The sequence below is a fragment of the Streptomyces sp. NPDC092952 genome, assembly GCF_044754785.1.
In the GTDB taxonomy this organism is placed as follows: Bacteria; Actinomycetota; Actinomycetes; order Streptomycetales; family Streptomycetaceae; genus Streptomyces.
Map to the genome: position 1 here is coordinate 56020 of NZ_JBIVPT010000009.1, position 17791 is coordinate 73810.

General features: G+C 72.5%; 13 protein-coding genes. 4 read left to right on the plus strand and 9 right to left on the minus strand.

Annotation, left to right across the window (positions count from 1 at the left end; translation table 11 throughout):
• Window positions 1-34 precede the first annotated feature (34 nt).
• Window positions 35-2029, minus strand: a complete 1995-nt coding sequence (locus ACIQGQ_RS22145; protein WP_402398351.1) for a Xaa-Pro dipeptidyl-peptidase — start codon at window positions 2027-2029, stop codon at window positions 35-37.
• A gap of 213 nt (window positions 2030-2242) precedes the next feature.
• Between ACIQGQ_RS22145 and ACIQGQ_RS22150 the strand changes: the two genes are divergently transcribed.
• Window positions 2243-3736 carry a M1 family metallopeptidase gene (locus tag ACIQGQ_RS22150; protein WP_402398528.1) on the plus strand — a complete coding sequence of 498 codons (1494 nt, stop codon included), beginning with the start codon at window positions 2243-2245 and terminating at the stop codon, window positions 3734-3736.
• Window positions 3737-3858: 122 nt separating this feature from the next.
• Window positions 3859-4899, plus strand: a complete 1041-nt coding sequence (locus ACIQGQ_RS22155) for a LacI family DNA-binding transcriptional regulator (protein ID WP_402398352.1) — start codon at window positions 3859-3861, stop codon at window positions 4897-4899.
• Between the two features lie 81 nt (window positions 4900-4980).
• Here ACIQGQ_RS22155 and ACIQGQ_RS22160 read toward each other — a convergent pair whose 3' ends face one another.
• The 3 genes from ACIQGQ_RS22160 to ACIQGQ_RS22170 form a co-directional block, all read right to left on the minus strand.
• Entirely contained in the window at window positions 4981-7677 is a 2697-nt protein-coding gene (locus tag ACIQGQ_RS22160; protein WP_402398353.1) for a M4 family metallopeptidase, read from the minus strand.
• Between the two features lie 133 nt (window positions 7678-7810).
• Window positions 7811-8836, minus strand: a complete 1026-nt coding sequence (locus tag ACIQGQ_RS22165; protein ID WP_402398354.1) for a helix-turn-helix transcriptional regulator — start codon at window positions 8834-8836, stop codon at window positions 7811-7813.
• A 209-nt stretch (window positions 8837-9045) separates the two neighbouring features.
• A complete protein-coding gene (locus ACIQGQ_RS22170; RefSeq protein WP_402398355.1) occupies window positions 9046-9522 on the minus strand; it encodes a macro domain-containing protein in 477 nt (158 codons plus the stop codon).
• A 131-nt stretch (window positions 9523-9653) separates the two neighbouring features.
• Here ACIQGQ_RS22170 and ACIQGQ_RS22175 point away from each other — a divergent pair, with 131 nt between their 5' ends.
• Window positions 9654-10385, plus strand: a complete 732-nt coding sequence (locus tag ACIQGQ_RS22175; protein ID WP_385209036.1) for a MerR family transcriptional regulator — start codon at window positions 9654-9656, stop codon at window positions 10383-10385.
• Between the two features lie 28 nt (window positions 10386-10413).
• Here the strand turns inward: ACIQGQ_RS22175 and ACIQGQ_RS22180 are convergent, their stop codons facing one another.
• From ACIQGQ_RS22180 to ACIQGQ_RS22195, 4 genes are read right to left on the minus strand one after another with little or no spacing between them, the layout of a single operon-like run.
• On the minus strand, window positions 10414-12585 hold the full coding sequence (locus ACIQGQ_RS22180) for a 3-hydroxyacyl-CoA dehydrogenase NAD-binding domain-containing protein (RefSeq protein ID WP_402398356.1): 2172 nt from the start codon (window positions 12583-12585) through the stop codon (window positions 10414-10416).
• Between the two features lie 30 nt (window positions 12586-12615).
• Window positions 12616-13830 carry an acetyl-CoA C-acetyltransferase gene (locus tag ACIQGQ_RS22185; protein WP_385209030.1) on the minus strand — a complete coding sequence of 405 codons (1215 nt, stop codon included), beginning with the start codon at window positions 13828-13830 and terminating at the stop codon, window positions 12616-12618.
• 33 nt (window positions 13831-13863) lie between these two features.
• Window positions 13864-15006 carry an acyl-CoA dehydrogenase family protein gene (locus tag ACIQGQ_RS22190; protein ID WP_402398357.1) on the minus strand — a complete coding sequence of 381 codons (1143 nt, stop codon included), beginning with the start codon at window positions 15004-15006 and terminating at the stop codon, window positions 13864-13866.
• A gap of 53 nt (window positions 15007-15059) precedes the next feature.
• Window positions 15060-16190 carry a CaiB/BaiF CoA transferase family protein gene (locus tag ACIQGQ_RS22195; RefSeq protein ID WP_402398358.1) on the minus strand — a complete coding sequence of 377 codons (1131 nt, stop codon included), beginning with the start codon at window positions 16188-16190 and terminating at the stop codon, window positions 15060-15062.
• 216 nt (window positions 16191-16406) lie between these two features.
• On the opposite strand from ACIQGQ_RS22195, the gene ACIQGQ_RS22200 reads away from it, so the two are divergent.
• Window positions 16407-17597 carry a saccharopine dehydrogenase family protein gene (locus tag ACIQGQ_RS22200; protein WP_402398359.1) on the plus strand — a complete coding sequence of 397 codons (1191 nt, stop codon included), beginning with the start codon at window positions 16407-16409 and terminating at the stop codon, window positions 17595-17597.
• Between the two features lie 28 nt (window positions 17598-17625).
• On the opposite strand, the gene mmpA is transcribed toward ACIQGQ_RS22200, so the two are convergent.
• Window positions 17626-17790, minus strand: a complete 165-nt coding sequence (gene mmpA, locus ACIQGQ_RS22205) for a morphogenic membrane protein MmpA (RefSeq protein WP_366298224.1) — start codon at window positions 17788-17790, stop codon at window positions 17626-17628.
• Window position 17791: the final 1 nt, after the last annotated feature.

The window sequence follows — 17791 nt, forward strand, 5'->3', positions numbered from 1 at the left end:
GGGACGCCCCCCGATGGCCCGCCGGCCGGCGGTGTCAGGAGCGGCCGTCTCCCGGAACGTGCCGGGTCCGGTGCGGCGGGGTCACGCCCCGGAGCCCGGGCACCGGGTCCGCGGCCGTCGCGGTGGCGGAGCCGGCGGTGGCCCGTACGAAGGCGCCGGCGCCGCCGACCAGGGGCAGCTTCGCGGTGGTGCGGGAGAGGTCGAGGGTGAGGGTGGGGGTGGAGTCGGGCGGGTCGATGAGGTCGCGGTCGGTGCCCGCGACGATCAGGGCGAGGCGGTGGCCGGCCGGGACGACGTGGTCGGTGGCGGCCAGGTCGACGGTGAGGGTGACGGGGCGGCCCGGGGTGAGCGGGCGGCCCTTGCCGGGCGAGGCGTAGGTGCCGAGGTCGGCCCAGCCCCGGCTGATCACGGTCCGGTCGACGGTGGTGGTGCGGGCCGCGGTGTTCCGGTAGCAGGCGCTGTCGCCGGGGGTGCTCCCGCCCCAGCAGCTGCGGTCGGCGAGGGTGGTGATGCCCTCGCCGGAGGCTCCGTAGTCGCGGATGGTGTCGGGGCCGATGTCCACCAGGACCGCGGAGAGGTGGGCGGTCGAGGTGGTCGGGGTGGCGGTGACGGTGACCTTCGTGGAGCCGGACAGGCGCAGGTCGGCGGTGAGCGGCGCGGTGCGGAACCCGGCCTTGGCGCCGGTGCTCCGGTCCACGTCGGCGGCCCAGTCGGTCTCGCTCAGCGCCGGGTCGTCGGTGAACGTCTCGGTGGCGCCGGGGCGGGCGGGGCGCAGGCCCAGGGTGCCGACGCCGGGGGCGGTGCCCGGGGCGGGGCGCACGGTGGTGGGGCGGGTGGTGCGGGGCGGCCAGGCCCGGTCGGTGGACCACTGGTCGGGGTGGCGTTCGACGTCGGCCATCGGCTCGCGGTCGATGCCGTTGTCGTAGCCGAGGAGGTAGTGGTCGAACCAGCGGTGCAGGGTGTCGACCCACTCGGCGCGCCGGTAGTCGAACGGGTCCACGTGTCCGGTCTGGGAGAGCCAGATCTTGCGTTCCACGCCCTGGGCCGCGAGCGCGTCCCACCACTGGCCGAGGTGCTTGGTGCGGACGTTGAGGTCCTGCATGCCGTGGACGGCGAAGACGCTGGCGCGTACCTTGCGGGCGTCCTTCACGTAGTCGCGCTCGCTCCACAGCGGGGTCCAGTCGCCGTTGCGCGGCGACCCGTCGGCGAGCCGCTGCTGCACGGCGGCGCAGCGTCCGCCCGCCTCGGGGCTCTCCACGTAGCCGGCGAGCAGGTCGGGGCCGCCGTCGTAGAGGGGTGCGCCCTGGGCGAAGTAGTAGTCGTACCAGGAGGAGATGGCGCTGATCGGCACGATGGTGCGCAGTCCCCGGACGCCGGTCGCGGCGACGCCGTTGGCGATGGTGCCGTCCCAGCTCTTGCCGATCATTCCGGTGCGCCCGTTGGACCAGCCCGCCGTGGCGCGTTCGTCGCCGGTGCGGGTGGTGTAGGCGCGGGCGCGGCCGTTCAGCCAGTCGATCACGGCCTTGGCGGACTGCACCTCGGCGCGTCCGCCGACGTCGACACAGCCGTCCGCGCGATTGGTTCCGGCCAGATCGACGGCGACGAAGGCGTAGCCGCGCGGGACGAAGTAGTTGTCGTAGTAGAGCGGGAATCCGACCGGTTGACCGTCGCTGTCGTAGGTCTTGAGCTGGCTCTCGTTACCGCGTCCACAGCAGGAGTAGTACGGGCTGGCATCCATGATGACGGGGATCTTCCGGCCCTGGCGGGCAGGTTCGCGCGGCCGGATGATGTCGGCGGCGACCCGGTCGGAGCGGCCGTCCCCGTCGCTGTCGAGGCCGGTGTCGACCCAGACGGATTCGCGGACGGCGTCCGCGTAGGAGTAGACGGGCCGGCTCTCCGGCGGCCGGGCGTCGCCGGGGCCCGCGCCCTGTGCGCCGGCCGGGGAGAGCAGGACGGCCATCAGGGCGGCCACGGCCGCCACCACCAGGGATCTGTACCTCGAACGGAGTCCTTGCGCACGTGTCGGCATGGGCGGAAGGTACTCCTGGTCAACTCCCGTGCGACAGAGGGCGGTCGACGGCGAAGGGGGCGTGATCGCGGTGTGCACCGGGCGCCCCGCGATGGCGGCCGAATGGCGATCGTGTGACAGCTGTGGCCATGGACACGACCGGGGCGGTGGCCTCTGATTAGGGTCGACGTGACGGTTCAAGAGATCTTCCGCCCCGACCACTTGGAGCATTCCGTGCACCGCAGACTCATCGTCCCGAGCGCGCTCGCGGCCTCCCTGCTGCTGGCGATCCCGGCCTCGGCCGCCGGGGGCACCGCGGGCGCCCCGGGCATCGGCGACCCCTACTACCCGTACAGCGGCAACGGCGGCTACGACGTCTCCCACTACGACCTGCGGCTGAAGTACCAGCCGAAGACCGATCTGCTGGAGGGGACGGCGACGATCCTCGCCACGACCACCCAGGAACTCTCCCGTTTCAACCTGGACTTCGGGCTGGACGTCTCCGAGGTACGGGTGAACGGGAAGATCGCCGGTCACGAGAAGACCGGCGAGCAGGAGCTGGAGATCACCCCGGCGGCTCCGCTGGCGAAGAACAAGGCCGTCTCGGTGGTCGTGCGGTACGCGGGCAAGCCCTCCGAGGTGAAGATCAACGGCTGGACGTCCTGGGTCCGCACCCCGGACGGCGCGGTGGCCGCGCAGGAGCCGGAGTCGGCCGCCTGGTGGTACCCGAGCAACGACCACCCGCTGGACAAGGCCACGTACGACATCTCCGTCTCGGTGCCGGACGGCCTCCAGGCGATCAGCAACGGGACGCTCCAGTCGCAGAGCTCCAAGCTCGGCTGGACCCGCTTCAACTGGCGCTCCAGCAAGCCGCAGGCGACGTACCTGACGACGCTGGCGGTCGGGAAGTTCGACATCACCACCGACACCACGGCCGACGGGCTGCCGGTGATCAACGCGTACAGCAGGGACCTCGGCGCCAACGCCGGGGCCGCGCGCGCCAGCATCGAGCGGTCCACCGAGGTCGCGGAGTGGCTGTCGGAGGTCTACGGGCCGTACCCCTTCGAGGCGCTCGGCGGCTACGTCCCCAACGTGACCAGCAGCTTCGCCCTGGAGACGCAGACCCGGCCGTTCTACAGCCCGAAGCAGTTCGCCAGCGGCGCGAACATCCAGGTCGTCGTCCATGAGCTGGCGCACCAGTGGTACGGCGACAGCGTCTCGGTCAAGGGCTGGAAGGACATCTGGATCAACGAGGGCTTCGCCCGGTACAGCCAGTGGCTGTGGTCGGAGAAGGAGGGCGAGGGAACCGCCCAGGAACTGGCGGACTACACCTACGCCCAGCACCCGGCCGACGACCCGTTCTGGCAGGTCAAGCCCGGTGACCCGGGCCCGGACAACCAGTTCGACGGGGCGGTCTACGACCGGGGCGCCCTCGCCCTCCAGGCGCTCCGCAACGAGGTGGGCGACGAGAGCTTCTTCGCGCTGCTGAAGGGCTGGCCCGCCGAGCACGCCTACGGCAACGCGAGCGTGGCCGACTTCGTCGCGTACGCGGAGCGGGTCTCGGGCAAGCCCCTGGCCTCGCTGCTGGACACCTGGCTGTTCCAGCCGGTCCGGCCGGAGGCTCCGGCGGCCGCCGGAGCGCGGGGTCGGAGTGCCGACGCGAAGCCCGCGCGGCCCGCCTCCTGGAAGCGGATCGCGGCGACCGACTCCGTGCACGACCGCCGCTGATCGGCACACCGGCGTACCGGGGCCGCCGCCCCTCCCCCACCGGGAGGGGCGGCGGCGTTGGTTAGGCTGACGGCGCCGGTGCGGTAGGACCGGTCCGATGCCGTGTGTACGAGGAGCGCCCCTTGCCCGGTCCGTCCCGCGAATCCGCTTCCGAGGCCCGCCCCACCCTGGAGGCGGTGGCCGCCCGCGCCGGGGTCTCGCGGGCGACCGCCTCCCGGGTGGTGAACGGCGGGGCCGGGGTGCGCAAACCCCTCGCGGAACAGGTGCGCAGAGCCGTCGAGGAGCTGGGCTACGTCCCGAACCACGCCGCCCGGACCCTGGTCACCCGGCGCAACGGCGCGGTCGCCGTGATCGTCGACGAACCGGAGTCCCGGCTCTTCTCCGACCCGTTCTTCTCCCGGCAGATCCGCGGCATAAGCCGTGAACTCACGCTCCACGACTCGCAGTTGGTGCTGCTCCTGGTGGAGGGGCGCGGTGATTTCGACCGGGTCGCCCGCTACCTGGCCGGCGGTCATGTGGACGGCGTACTGGCCTTCTCGCTGCACACCGACGGCGGACTCCCCGCGGTCATCCACCGGTTCCGGGTGCCCACGGTCTACGGCGGCCGGCCCGGCGAGGACCCCGGACCGGGCGCACCCTATGTCGACTGCGACAACCGGGGCGGCGCGGCGGCGGCCGTGCGCCATCTGGTCTCCCTGGGCCGCCGCCGGATCGCGCACATCGCCGGGCCCCGGGACCAGACCTCGGCGCTCGACCGGATCGACGGCTACCGCGACGTGCTGCCGGACGCGGACCCGGCCCTGGTCGCGGACGGGGACTTCACCGCGGAGGGGGGTGCGCGGGCGATGGCGGAGCTCCTCGGCCGCACCCCGGACCTGGACGCGGTCTTCGCCGCCAACGACCTCATGGCCTCCGGCGCACTGCGGGTGCTGCGCGAGCGGGGGCGGGTGGTGCCGGAGGAGGTGGCGCTGGTCGGCTTCGACGACATGGGGTCGATAGCCGAGGCCACCGATCCCCCGCTGACGACGGTCCGTCAGGACGTGGAGGGGATGGGCCGGCTGATGGTGCGGATGCTGATGGAGCGGCTGTCCGGCGACGGCGGCGACGAGGCGCCCCGCTCGGTGGTCACCCCGACCGAGCTGGTGCGCCGGGCCTCCGCCTGAGCCCTGCCCCGGTCACGGGGCAGGGGCGCCCCCCGGGTACCGGGTGGACGCCCCTGCCTTCGGTGCGGTGGTGCCGGACCGCTACTCGCAGGTTCCGGCGAAGGTCGCGCGGGTCACCACGTCGGTGGCGGCCGCGGTGGTGTCCAGCCAGGCGATGCGCTGGCCGTCACCGAGCGACGGGGCCAGCTGGGCGCCGGAGGAGCAGGAGACCCGGGTGAAGGTGTTGAGACCGGCGAGCACGTCGGCGGTCCTGGCGACCTTCGCCTTGCCCGGCCCGCTCCAGGAACCGAGCGCGCCCCACAGGTCGAACGTGGAGTAGGCGAAGTACTCGTCGGTGACGGAGAACTGGGCGAGGTAGACGCTCGACGGGTAGCGCAGCGCGGCGGCCTTGGGCAGGTCGTCGAGCGGGCCCGACACGAACTTGGTGCTCGGGATCAGGAAGCCGCCGGTCTCGCGCCAGAAGACCCGGTCCGAGGTGAGCTGGATGTCCGAGACGTAGTCGAAGAGGAAGCCGGTGATGCGCTTGGTCTGCGTGGTGCCCGTCCTGATGTCGTGGACGTACACGTACGTGCCGTCGCCGCCGGCCCAGGCGATGCGGCCGTTCTTCATCGCCAGGTGGCTCGCGTGGGTGCCGGCCTCGGGGGTCACGTTGACCGTGGTGCCGTCGGCCTTGCGGAGCATGACGTCCTGCTCGCCGTCGGCGGTGGTGCTGATGTAGGCGAGCGCGCCGTTGTCGGTCACCGGCTCGGTCTCGTCGGCGTCGGGGCGGTCCACGACCTTCTTGATCGCGCCCTGGCCCTTGGGACCGGTCTGGTAGACGCCGATGGAGTCACCGGCGATCCGGGTGAAGACGATGCGGTCGTCGTCGAGCGAGGGGTCGAGCAGGTAGGCGTCCTTCTGGGCCAGCTCGTGCGTCGGCTTCTTGCCGAAGCGGCCCACGGTGATGCCGAAGGCGGCGCTGCCCTGGTCCCAGGCGATGGCGTCGCCGTGGCTGATCGCGTAGACGTCGCCGTTGATCTGGGCGGCCTGCTCGTCGACCCCGCTGTAGACCTCGTACGCGGGCAGGACGTCGGCGCCGATGGTGGTGCCGTCGTGCGTGCCGCCCTTCTGCTCCCAGCCGGCCTCGATGCCGTGCTCGTCGAAGGCCTTGTCGATGGCGGCGAGGTCGGCCTTGGAGACGTTCAGCGACTTGGCGGCGAGGGTGACGGCGTTGCGCATGTCGGTGAAGCCGGAGAGCGGGGTGAGGTAGTTCTGCGCGGACCGGTAGATGATCCGGTCGGCGAGCTTGCTGTCGATGTTCTTGCGCATGTCCCACAGCGCGCCGCCGACGATGGTGGAGTTGTAGTGCACCCCGCCGTTGTCGATGTCGAGCGGGATGGGCTGGTAGTCCTTCTGCGCGCTGCGCCCGTCGTTCAGGTCGCGCAGGGCGCACTCCTCCAGCGGCTTGGTGCCGTTGCAGAGGTACTCGCCGATGAGGCCGGACGTGGGGTCGCTCATCGCGACGCCCTTGTCGGCGGTCTCCATGGCGTTGCCGAAGTAGTCGGATATCGCCTCGTTGAGCGCGCCGGACTGGTTGAGGTAGACGAGCCCGGCGGAGTGCTCGGTGACGCCGTGCGTCATCTCGTGGCCGACGACGTCCAGGCCGACGGAGAGCGGGACCCCGTTCATGTGGCCGTAGACCATCTTGGAGCCGTCCCAGAAGGCGTTGGCGTAGTCCTTGCCGTTGGAGGCGACGTTGACGACGGAGTAGATCGTGCCGCCCTTGCCGTCGACGCCGTCGCGGCCGATCTGGTTCTTGTAGTACTCGTAGACCTTCGCCGCGTTCAGGTGGGCGTCGACCGCGCCGGAGGTGGTGTTGGCGCCGTCGAAGCGGTCGCCCGCCGAGGTGGCCAGCGGGATGTCGTCGGTGACCGGGCCGCCCGCGACGTCCGTGTACTGCTTGCGCTGCGCGTCGTAGGTGCGGATCTGGCCGCCGGTGGCCGGGTACATGGCGCGCGTGGAGTCGACGAGGGTGTACGAGCCGTCCGTCTCCTTGTTGACGTCCAGCTTCGCCTCGGTGCCGTCGACGCGGACGCCGGTGCCCTGCGCGGGCGAGGCGTCGGCGGCGTCGACGTTGTTGTACGAGAGCGCGATGCCGCCGACCCGGGCGTCGATGTACACCTCCTGGCGGACCGGGGCGCCGTTCGCCCTGCCGCCGGTGACGGTGAAGTGCCAGGCCAGCCGGCCGCCCTTGGCGTCGGGCAGGACGGACAGGCCGTGTGCCTCGGTCTTCGCGCCCCGTACGCCGGACAGGCCGCGGTCCAGGGAGAACATCCGCTGCTTCGCGGTGGCCTCGCTCACCGTCGGCGTGGTGGAGACCGTGAGGTCGGTGTAGAGCGTGCCGGTCGCGGAGGTGACCTGCTGGCCGCCGTCGGCCGCCCGGGTCTGCACCGCGTACTCGGCGCCGAAGACCGGGACCCCGTTGTGCTTCTGCTGGAAACGCACCGAGGACTGCGCACCGTCCTTGGTCGTCCTGACCGTGCTCAGGTCGGAGACGGGGACCTTGTACGTGCCCCGGTGCGCCTTGATGTGGGCGCGGGCGGCCTGGGCCGGGGTGCCCGCGCGGGCGGCCTTGTCCAGCCCCTGCGTCATCGCCGGGGCCACCCCGACCTGGTCCGGCGCCGGCGCCGGTTCCGGTGCGGTGTCGCCCGCCCAGGCCGGCGCGGCCATCAGGGACGCGCCGGTCGCGGCGGCGACCACCCCGGTCGCCAGCAGCCGCAGCACGTTCGTTCGTCTCACAGGACCTCCCCATCGCACACCTGCGCCCGGTCCGTACGAGGCATCGAGCGCTTGACGTGCTGATCGTTCGCCATGCGGGTGCGGGTGAACAAGGGATGACGCTGGCGCGAAAGCGCCGTGGCGTAATTACGCCTCAGCCGCCGCCGGGCTCGCCGGAGTTGCCCGGAACGTCCGGCAGCCAGCCCGCCCGGGCCGCGTACCAGCCGAGCTGGAAACGGGTCGCCGCGCCCACCTCGTCCATCAGCGCGTGCAGCCGCCGCTGGACGGTGCGGTGGCCCATGCCGAGCTGGCGGGCGATGGCGGCGTCGGTCAGGCCGACGTGGAGCAGGGCCACGATCTGCCGGTCGACGGCGGCGATCCGGTCGCCCCGCTCCTCCTCGGAACCCGTGATGCTCAGCCGCCAGCCCTTCTCGAAGTGCTCCTCGAAGAGCGAGACGAGCGCCGTGAGCAGGCCGGTGCGGTGCACGACGAGGGCGACCGGCTCGGACTCGCGTTCCGGGTCCAGCGGCAGCAGGGCGACCCGTCGGTCCACGATGGCGAGCTTGATCGGCAGCTTGTCCGTGACGGAGACGTGCTGGCCCTGGGCGACGCAGGAGGAGAGCAGCGCGGCGGTGTGCGGGTTCTCCAGCCATTCGCGCTCGACGACGCTGCGCACGCGCACGCCCCGGCGGGCCATCTCGGCGTCCACCTCGTGGTGGTTGTCCTCGAAGCTGAGCACGGCGGGCACCCGCCGGGTCGGCACCAGGGTGCACACCTCGCTCCTGGCCCGGCGCTGCATGCTCAGCAGCCGCTGCCGGATGGCCGCCGGGCCGGAGAGCACCTCCACCGGTGCCCCCGAGGCATGTGTCTGGGCGGAGCGGTGGCGCTCGGCGAGATCGCCGACGAGCGATTCGACCCGGAGCAGCGCGGAGCGGCGGGATTCCAGGAGCGGGCCGAGCGCGAGGAGCGGGGAGGCGGCCCGGTAGCGGACCACGCCCCCTTCGTCCGGCCGGGCGGCGCTGGCGAGCCCCCGGTCGACGAGGGAGTCGAGGACCCGGGTGACCGCCCGGACGTCCAGCGGACCGGTGAACATCTCGGGTTCGCTGTCGGGCCGGTCCACCAGACGGCGGTAGACCGCGTCCTCGTCCGGGGCGAGCCCCAGCATGGTGAGCAGGGACATGTCGATCTGGCCGGGCGGTGGAGCGCCCCCGGGTCTTGCGGACTCCCCGCGCCCCGCGGACGCCCCGTCACCAGCACCGTCCTCAGCCCCGCCACCAGCCCCGGCACCCGTCACCGGACCCACCCCGCTTCCTGCCGCCACGCCAAACGGAAGCAGGCTATCCGGCCGGTTCCTGTCGGCCGGGGCGGGCCGGGGACGGGCCGAGGGCGTCAGTCGAAGTCGTACACCGTCACCGCTATGCCCCGGCCGGTCAGCCGCTCCTCGATCAGCGGCTCGATCAGGGACCACTTCCCGCCGGCGAGCCCGCAGCCGATCCGCGGCATGTGGACGGAGGCCCCCAGCTCCTGGGCCTTTCCGGCGACCGCGTCGAGCGCCGTGCCGATCGCCTCGTAGCGCACCGGGACGCCGTTGCTCCCCCGGCGCATGCCCCGCTGGCCCACCATGTTGGCCACCCAGATGTCCGGGCGCACCTGGACGAACTGCGTCGCGCCGAGGGCGAAGTCGTTCTCCGCGCGCTCGCGGTGCCAGCGGCGGTAGGCCGCCTCGGGCTCGGGCCAGCGGCGGGAGACCGCGAGGACGAACCCCTTGCCCCAGCCGCCGAGGTCGTTGCAGACATGGGCGATCAGCTTGACGCCCTTGGCCTGGGGCGCGGTCGCGTCCCCCTGGATGTATGTGATCCCGGACATGGGAACGGACCCTACGCGCCGCCTCTGACAACCGGGCACTTTCACATCATTGGTGAGACAGCAATACTGTTGCAGTGGACGGACGCCGCGCGCCGCGGCCCGTCCCCCACGGCCGGACACGAGGAGCAGATATGGCGACCGGGGCCGACGAGCCCGCGCTCACCGTCGACGAGCTGGCGGCACGCGCCGGGGTGACCGTGCGTACGGTGCGTTTCTACAGCACCCGCGGGCTGCTGCCGCCCCCGGTCATCGGCCCGCGCCGGGTGGGCCGTTACGGCCCCGACCACCTCTCCCGGCTGGCGCTCATCGAGGAGCTCCAGCACCAGGGCATGACGCTGGCCGCGATCGAGCGCTACCTGGAGCAGTTGCCGCCCGACCTCAGCGCCCAGGACCTGGCGATCCACCGGGCCCTGGTGGCCTCCTGGGCACCGGACTCGCCGGAGGACGCGACCCGGGCGGAGCTGGAGCGGCGGGCGGGCCGGGCCCTGTCCGAGCAGGACCTCGCCCGGCTGGCGGCGATGGGGGTGCTGGAGCGCGCGGAACCGGTCGACGGGAACTACCGGCTGGATCCGGGGCTGCTGCGGCTGGGGGTCGAACTGCTGGGCGTGCCGATCGCGCACGAGACGATCCTGGCCGCCCGCACGGTGCTGCTGGAGCACTCCCGGTCGGCGGCGCGGGATCTGACCCGGCTGTTCCGGGACGAGGTGTGGGGACCGTACCGGGAGCGGGAGTCGGACCCGGAGCACGTGGCGGCGATGAAGTCGCTCTCGGCCCATATGCAGCCGATGGTGCTCCAGGCGCTGGTGACCGCGTTCCAGCGGTCGTTGAAGCAGGAGCTGCGGGCCGCGTTCACGGCGGAATGAACGCGGCCCGCGGGGGCCGGGGCCGCCGTCAGTCGTGGAAGGTCTCGCCCTTCTCGGCCTTCTCCACCAGCAGCGCGGGCGGCAGGAAGCGGTCGCCGTACCGTTCGGCGAGCTCCCGGGCGCGGGCCACGAAGCCGGGCAGTCCGCCCTCGTAGCCGTTGATGTACTGGAGCACGCCGCCGGTCCACGGCGGGAAGCCGATGCCCATGATGGAGCCGATGTTGGCGTCCGCCACGGTGATCAGGACGTTCTCCTCCAGGCAGCGGACGCTGTCCAGCGCCTCGGAGAAGAGCATCCGCTCCTTCATGTCGAGGAACGGGATGTCCGTGTCCGGCTTGGTGAAGTGCTCGCGCAGTCCGGGCCACAGACGGGTGCGGGCGCCGTTCTCGTCGTATTCGTAGAAGCCCGCGCCGCCGCTGCGTCCCGGGCGGCCGAACTCGTCGACCATCCGGTCGACGACCTCGTCGGCGGGGTGGCCGGGCCAGGTGCCGCCGGCCTCCTCGACGGCCCGCTTCGTCTCGTTCCGGATCCTGCGCGGCAGGGTGAGGGTCAGCTCGTCCATCAGGGAGAGCACCTTGGCCGGGTAGCCGCACTGGGCGGCGGCCTGCTCGACGGAGGCGGGCTCGACGCCCTCGCCGACCATCGCCACGCCCTCGTTGATGAACTGGCCGATGACCCGGGAGGTGAAGAAGCCGCGCGAGTCGTTGACGACGATCGGGGTCTTCCTGATCCGGCGGACCAGGTCGAAGGCGCGGGCCAGGGCCTCGTCGCCGGTCCGCTCGCCCTTGATGATCTCGACCAGCGGCATCTTGTCCACGGGCGAGAAGAAGTGCAGCCCGATGAAGTCGGCCGGGCGCTCGACACCCTCGGCGAGGACGGTGATGGGGAGGGTGGAGGTGTTGGAGCAGAGCAGCGCGTCCGGGGCGACGACGTGCTGGATCTCCTGGAACACCTTGTGCTTGAGCGCGGTGTCCTCGAAGACGGCCTCGATGACGGCGTCGCAGCCCGCCAGGTCGGCGGGGTCGGCGGTCGGGGTGATCCGGGCCAGCAGCTCGGCGCGCTTGGCCTCGGTGGTGCGGCCGCGGGCCAGCGCCTTGTCGAGGAGCTTCTCGCTGTACGCCTTGCCCTTGGCGGCGGCCTCGGCGGAGACGTCCTTGAGTACGACGTCGATCCCGGCGCGGGCGCAGGAGTAGGCGATGCCCGCGCCCATCATCCCGGCGCCGAGCACGGCGACCCTGGTGACCTGGCGCTCCTCGATGCCCTTGGGGCGGCTGGCGCCGGAGTTGACGGCCTGGAGGTCGAAGAAGAACGCCTGGATCATGTTCTTCGCGACCTGGCCGGTGACCAGCTCGGTGAAGTAGCGGGCCTCGATGGTCTGCGCGGTCTCGAAGTCGACCTGGGAGCCCTCGACGGCGGCGGCCAGGATGTTGCGGGGCGCGGGCATCGGGGCGCCGCCGAGCTGCTTCTTCAGGTTCGACGGGAAGGCCGGCAGGTTGGCCGCGAACTTCGGGTTCGACGGGGTGCCGCCGGGGATCCGGTAGCCCTTGACGTCCCAGGGCTGCTGGGACTCGGGGTGGGCGTCGATGAAGGCGCGGGCCTTGTCGAGCATCTCCTCGCGGGTCGCGGCGAGCTCGTGGACCAGGCCGTTGTCCAGGGCGCGGCGCGGGGTGTACTGGGTGCCCTGGAGGAGGACCTTCAGCAGGGCGTCGGCGATGCCCATGAGCCGGACGGTGCGGGTGACGCCGCCGCCGGCGGGGAGCAGGCCGAGGGTGACCTCGGGCAGACCGATCCGGGAGCCGGGGGCGTCGAGGGCGACGCGGTGGTGCGCGGCCAGGGCGATCTCGTAGCCGCCGCCGAGCGCCGCGCCGTTGATGGCCGCGACGACGGGCTTGCCGAGGGTCTCGATGCGGCGCAGCGCGCTCTTGATGGCGAGGCCGGTCTCGAAGACCTGCTGGGCGTTGTCGGGGCCGACCCGGACCATGTCCTTGAGGTCGCCGCCGGCGAAGAAGGTCTTCTTGGCGGAGGTGTAGATGATGCCCCGGATGGAGTCCTTCTCGGCCTCGGCGCGCTCGGCGACGGCGGCGATGGAGTCCTTGAACGCCTGGTTCATCGTGTTGGCGGACTGGTCCGGGTCGTCGAGTACGAGGGTGACGACGCCTGTCTCGTCCTGTTCCCAGCGGATGGTCGTGCTCTCGGTCATGGTTCTTCTTCTCCGTAGGCGGGGGGACGGTCAGACGCGCTCGACGACGGTGGCGATGCCCATGCCTCCGCCGACGCAGAGGGTGGCGAGGCCGTACCGCTGGTCGCGGCGCTCCAGTTCGTCGATGAGGGTGCCGAGGATCATGGCGCCGGTGGCGCCGAGGGGGTGGCCGAGCGCGATGGCGCCGCCGTTGACGTTGATCTTGTCGAGGGAGAGCCCCATGTCCCGGGCGAAGCGGAGCACGACGCCGGCGAAGGCCTCGTTGATCTCGACGAGGTCGATGTCGTCGATGGTCAGCCCGGCCTTGGCGAGGGCCTTGCGGGTGGCGGGCGCGGGGCCGGTCAGCATGATGGTCGGCTCGGAGCCGGAGACGGCGGCGGAGACGATCCGGGCGCGCGGGGTGAGCCCGTAGCGCTCGCCGGTCTCCTTGTTGCCGATCGCGACGAGGGCGGCGCCGTCGACGATGCCGGAGGAGTTGCCCGCGTGGTGGACGTGGTCGATCTTCTCGACCCAGTGGTACTTCTGCAGCGCCACCGCGTCGAAGCCGCCCAGCTCGCCGACGGTGGCGAAGGAGGGCTTGAGGGCCGCGAGCGAGTCGGCGGTGGTGCCGGGGCGCATGTGCTCGTCGTGGTCGAGGACGACGAGTCCGTTGCGGTCCTTGACGGGGACGACGGAGCGGGCGAAGCGGCCCTCCTTCCACGCCTCGGCGGCGCGCTCCTGGGAGAGCGCGGCGAATTCGTCGACGTCGCGGCGGGAGAAGCCCTCGATGGTGGCGATGAGGTCGGCGCCGACGCCCTGCGGGGCGAAGCCGACCTGGTAGCTGGTCATCGGGTCCATCGCCCAGGCGCCGCCGTCCGAGCCCATCGGCACCCGGGACATCGACTCGACGCCGCCCGCGAGGACCAGGTCCTCCCAGCCGGAGCGGACCTTGGCCGCGGCCAGGTTGACGGCCTCCAGTCCGGAGGCGCAGAAGCGGTTCTCCTGGACGCCGGCCACGCTGTCCGGGAGCCCGGCGGCGATGGCGGCGATGCGGGCGATGTCGGAGCCCTGGTCGCCGAGCGGGCTGACCACGCCGAGGACGATGTCGTCGATGGCCGCCGGGTCGAGGCCGGGGAAGCGGTCGCGGATCTCGTGGATGAGGCCGACGACGAGGTCGATCGGCTTGGTGCCGTGCAGGGCCCCATTGGCCTTGCCGCGGCCGCGCGGGGTGCGGATCGCGTCGTAGACAAACGCTTCGGTACTCAAGACAGCAGCCTTTCGGGGTGGTTGTGCGAGGGTTCAGGCGAGCAGGGAGCGGCCGATGATCTCCTTCATGATCTCGGTCGTACCGCCGTAGATGGTCTGGATACGGCCGTCGGTGAACGCCCTGGCGACCGGGAATTCCGCCATGTAGCCGTATCCGCCGTGCAGTTGGAGGCAGCGGTCGGCGACCCGCTTCTGCAGTTCGGTGGCCCACCACTTGGCCATCGAGGCGTGCACGGCGTCCAGCGTCCCCTCGGAGTGGTCGACGATGCAGCGGTCCAGGAAGGTGCGGGTGACGGCGCACTCGGTGGCCATCTCGGCGATCTCGAAGCGGATGTGCTGGAGCTTGGCGAGCGGGCGGCCGAACGCCTCGCGCTCCTTGACGTACTTCGTGGTGATCTCCAGCAGGTGCTCGGCGGCGGCGATCCCGGCCACGGCGATGCCCATCCGCTCCTGCGCGAGGTTGGTCATCAGGTGGATGAAGGCGCCGTCCCGTTCGCCGAGCAGGTTCTCCTTGGGGACGCGTACGTCGTGGAAGAAGAGTTCGGCGGTGTCCTGGGACTTCTGGCCGATCTTGTCGAGGTTGCGGCCCCGCTCGAAGCCCTCGGCGCCGCGTTCGACGACGATCAGCGAGAGCCCCTTCGCGCCGCCCTCGGGGGTGGTCCTCGCGACGACGACGACCAGGTCGGCGAGGATGCCGTTGGAGATGAAGGTCTTGGAACCGTTGAGCAGCCAGTGGTCGCCCTTGTCCTCGGCGGTGGTGCGGATGCCCTGGAGGTCGGAGCCCGCGCCGGGTTCGGTCATCGCGATGGCGGTGATCGTCTCGCCGGTGCAGAAGCCGGGCAGCCAGCGCCGCTTCTGCTCCTCGGTGGCCAGGCCGGTGAGGTAGGGGCCGATGATGTCGTTGTGCAGGCCGAGCGCGAGGCCGGGGGCGCCCGCCCGGGTGAACTCCTCGGCGAGGACGGCGCTGTAGCGGAAGTCGGTGTTCCCGCCGCCGCCGTACTCCTCGGGCACGGCGAGGCCCAGCAGCCCCTGCCGGCCGGCCGCGAGCCACGCCTCGCGCGAGACGATGCCGTCCTTCTCCCACTGCTCGTAGTGCGGGAGCACTTCCTTGGTGAGGAAGGTCCGCACGGTCTCGCGGAACGCGTCGTGCTCCTCGGTGAAGATCTGCCGCTGCACAGCGGTCCTCCTGGAGTGGTGTCTCGGTGGTGGGTGGGCTCCGTGCCGTCCGGTCAGCCGGTGAGGCCGGGGACGTCCCAGTCGGCGGCGACGGCCCCGGTGTCCGCGCCGGGCCGCGCGGGTCCCCGGCGTACGGAGACGGGGGTGGCGGAGAAGCGCGGTGCGGGGGCGGGCTGGGTGAGGCCCTCGTGCTCGACGAAGGTGGAACGGGCGGCGAGGTGCGGGTGGCCGGGCGCCTCGCGGAGCGAGAGGACGGGGGCGACACAGGCGTCCGACCCCTCGAACACCTCGGTCCACTCGGCGCGCGTCCGGGTACGGAACCGTTCGGCGACCGCCGTGCGCAGCTCCTCCCACCGGGCGATGTCCCCCCGGGCCGGGGCATCGTCGCCGAGCCCGAGGAGCCGGACGAACTCCTCGTAGAACCGCTGCTCCAGCGCTCCGACCGCCATGTACTGCCCGTCCGCGGTCTCGTAGGTGCCGTAGAACGGGCAGCCGCCGTCCAGGAGGTTGGAGCCGCGCCGGTCCTGCCAGCCGCCGGCCGCCAGCATGCCGTGGATCATCATGGCGAGGTGGGCGGAGCCGTCGACGATCGCCGCGTCCACCACCTGCCCCTGGCCGCCGGGGGTACGGGCGTGCTGGAGGGCGGCGAGGACGCCGACGACGAGGTAGAGCGAGCCGCCCGCGTAGTCGCCGACGAGGTTGGCCGGGACGGTGGGCGGCTCGTCGGGCCGGCCGATCATCGAGAGGGTGCCGGTGAGCGCGATGTACGCGATGTCGTGCCCGGCGCGCTCGGCGAGCGGCCCCTCCTGGCCCCAGCCGGTCATCCGGCCGTAGACCAGCCGGGGGTTGCGGGCCAGGGCGGCGTCCGGGCCGACCCCGAGGCGTTCGGCGACGCCCGGCCGGTAGCCCTCGATCAGGACGTCGGCGCGCTCGGCCAGGTCGAGCACGGTGGCGGCCCCGCTCTCGGACTTGAGGTCGACGACGACGGAGCGCTTGTTGCGGTTGGTGAGGTCGTACGCGGGATCGATGCCCAGCCCCGGGCCGCCGGGCCGGTCGACCCGGACGACATCGGCGCCGAGGTCGGCCAGGAGCATCGCGGCGAACGGGCCCGGTCCGATGCCGGCCAGCTCGACCACCCGCACCCCTGCCAGCGGGCCCCGCGGGTCGTGCTCTGTCGTGGTCATCAAGCCCCCAGCGGTATGACACAACTGATGTAACATCGATGATGCTAAGAATGTGCCGCGCTCCGCACAACCCCTGGGCCCGAGCGGGCGCCCAGGACGTCCCCGGTGCCGCGTTCCGGATCCTTCCGCACCCCGGCCGCCCTGCCGGGCAGCGCCACGACCCCCTCCGCTAACCTCTGGCTGCCACATCGGCATCTGGCCCCCGCGGAGGCAGTCATGAACAGACGGAACGGGGAACAACGCCCCTACGACGTGGTCCTTTTCGGCGCCACCGGCTTCGTGGGAACCCTCACCGCCGAGTATCTGGCCGTCCACGGACCCGCCGGTCTGCGCTGGGCCGTGGCCGGACGGAACCGGGCCGGGCTGGAGCGCCTGCGCGAGCGGCTCACCGCGCTCGCCCCGCACTGCGCGGACCTCCCGCTGCTGCATGCCGACGCCGACGACGAGCCCTCACTGCGCGCCCTCGCCGAGTCGGCCCGGGTGGTGGCCACCACGGTGGGCCCCTACGTCTGGTACGGGGCGAAGCTCGTCGCGGCCTGCGCCGAGGCGGGGACGGACTACGCGGACCTCACCGGCGAGGCGGAGTTCGTGGACCGGATGTACCTGGAGCACGACGCGCGGGCCCGCGAGACGGGGGCCAGGCTCGTGCACGCCTGCGGCTTCGACTCCGTTCCGCACGACCTCGGGGCGTACTTCACCGTGCGGCAACTGCCGCGGGACGTGCCGCTGACCGTCGACGCCTTCGTCAGCAGCGACGCCGTCTTCTCCGGCGGCACGTTCGCCTCGGCGCTCACCGCGATGGGCCGGGGCACCGGGATGCTGCGCGCCGCCCGGGAGCGCCGGCTGCACGAGCCCCGGCTGGTCGCCCGCCGGGCGCGCGCCCCGCTGGGCGCCCCGCACTTCAGCCCGGAGACCGGCGCCTGGGCGCTGCCGCTGCCGACCCTGGACCCCCGGGTCGTCGAGCGCTCGGCGCGGGCACTGGACCGGTACGGCCCCGACTTCCGCTACCGCCACTTCGCCTCGGTGCGGCGTCTGCCGGTGGCGCTCGGCGGCGCGGCGGCGGCCGGCCTCCTGCTGGGGGCCGCGCAGATCCCGGCGGCCCGGTCCTGGCTGATGGACCGGTACGAGCCGGGGCGGGGGCCGGACGCGGAGCGGCGGGGGCGCAGTTGGTTCCGGGTGCGGTTCGTCGGCGAGGGCGGCGGACGACGGGTCTTCACCGAGGTCTCGGGCGGTGATCCGGGCTACGACGAGACGGCGAAGATGCTCGCCGAGTCCGCGCTCTGCCTCGCCCTGGACGACCTCCCGCCGGTCTCGGGGCAGCTGACCACGGCCGCCGCGATGGGCGACGCGCTGCTGGAGCGGCTGCGCGCGGCCGGGCTGCGGTTCCGGGTCGCGGCGGTCCGCTGAGCGGGGCCCCGGGGCCGCCCGTACGGCGTCAGAGCGCCCAGGACACCAGCGTGCAGACGATCGACACGGCCCAGACCACGCCCGCCACCATGCCGAGTGTCACCCCCACCGCGAGTCGGCGCTGGGCCAGGTAGACGGTGCCGGGTCGCGTGGACGTTCGATGTTCGTTCATGAACACAAGCTTGCCGGTCATG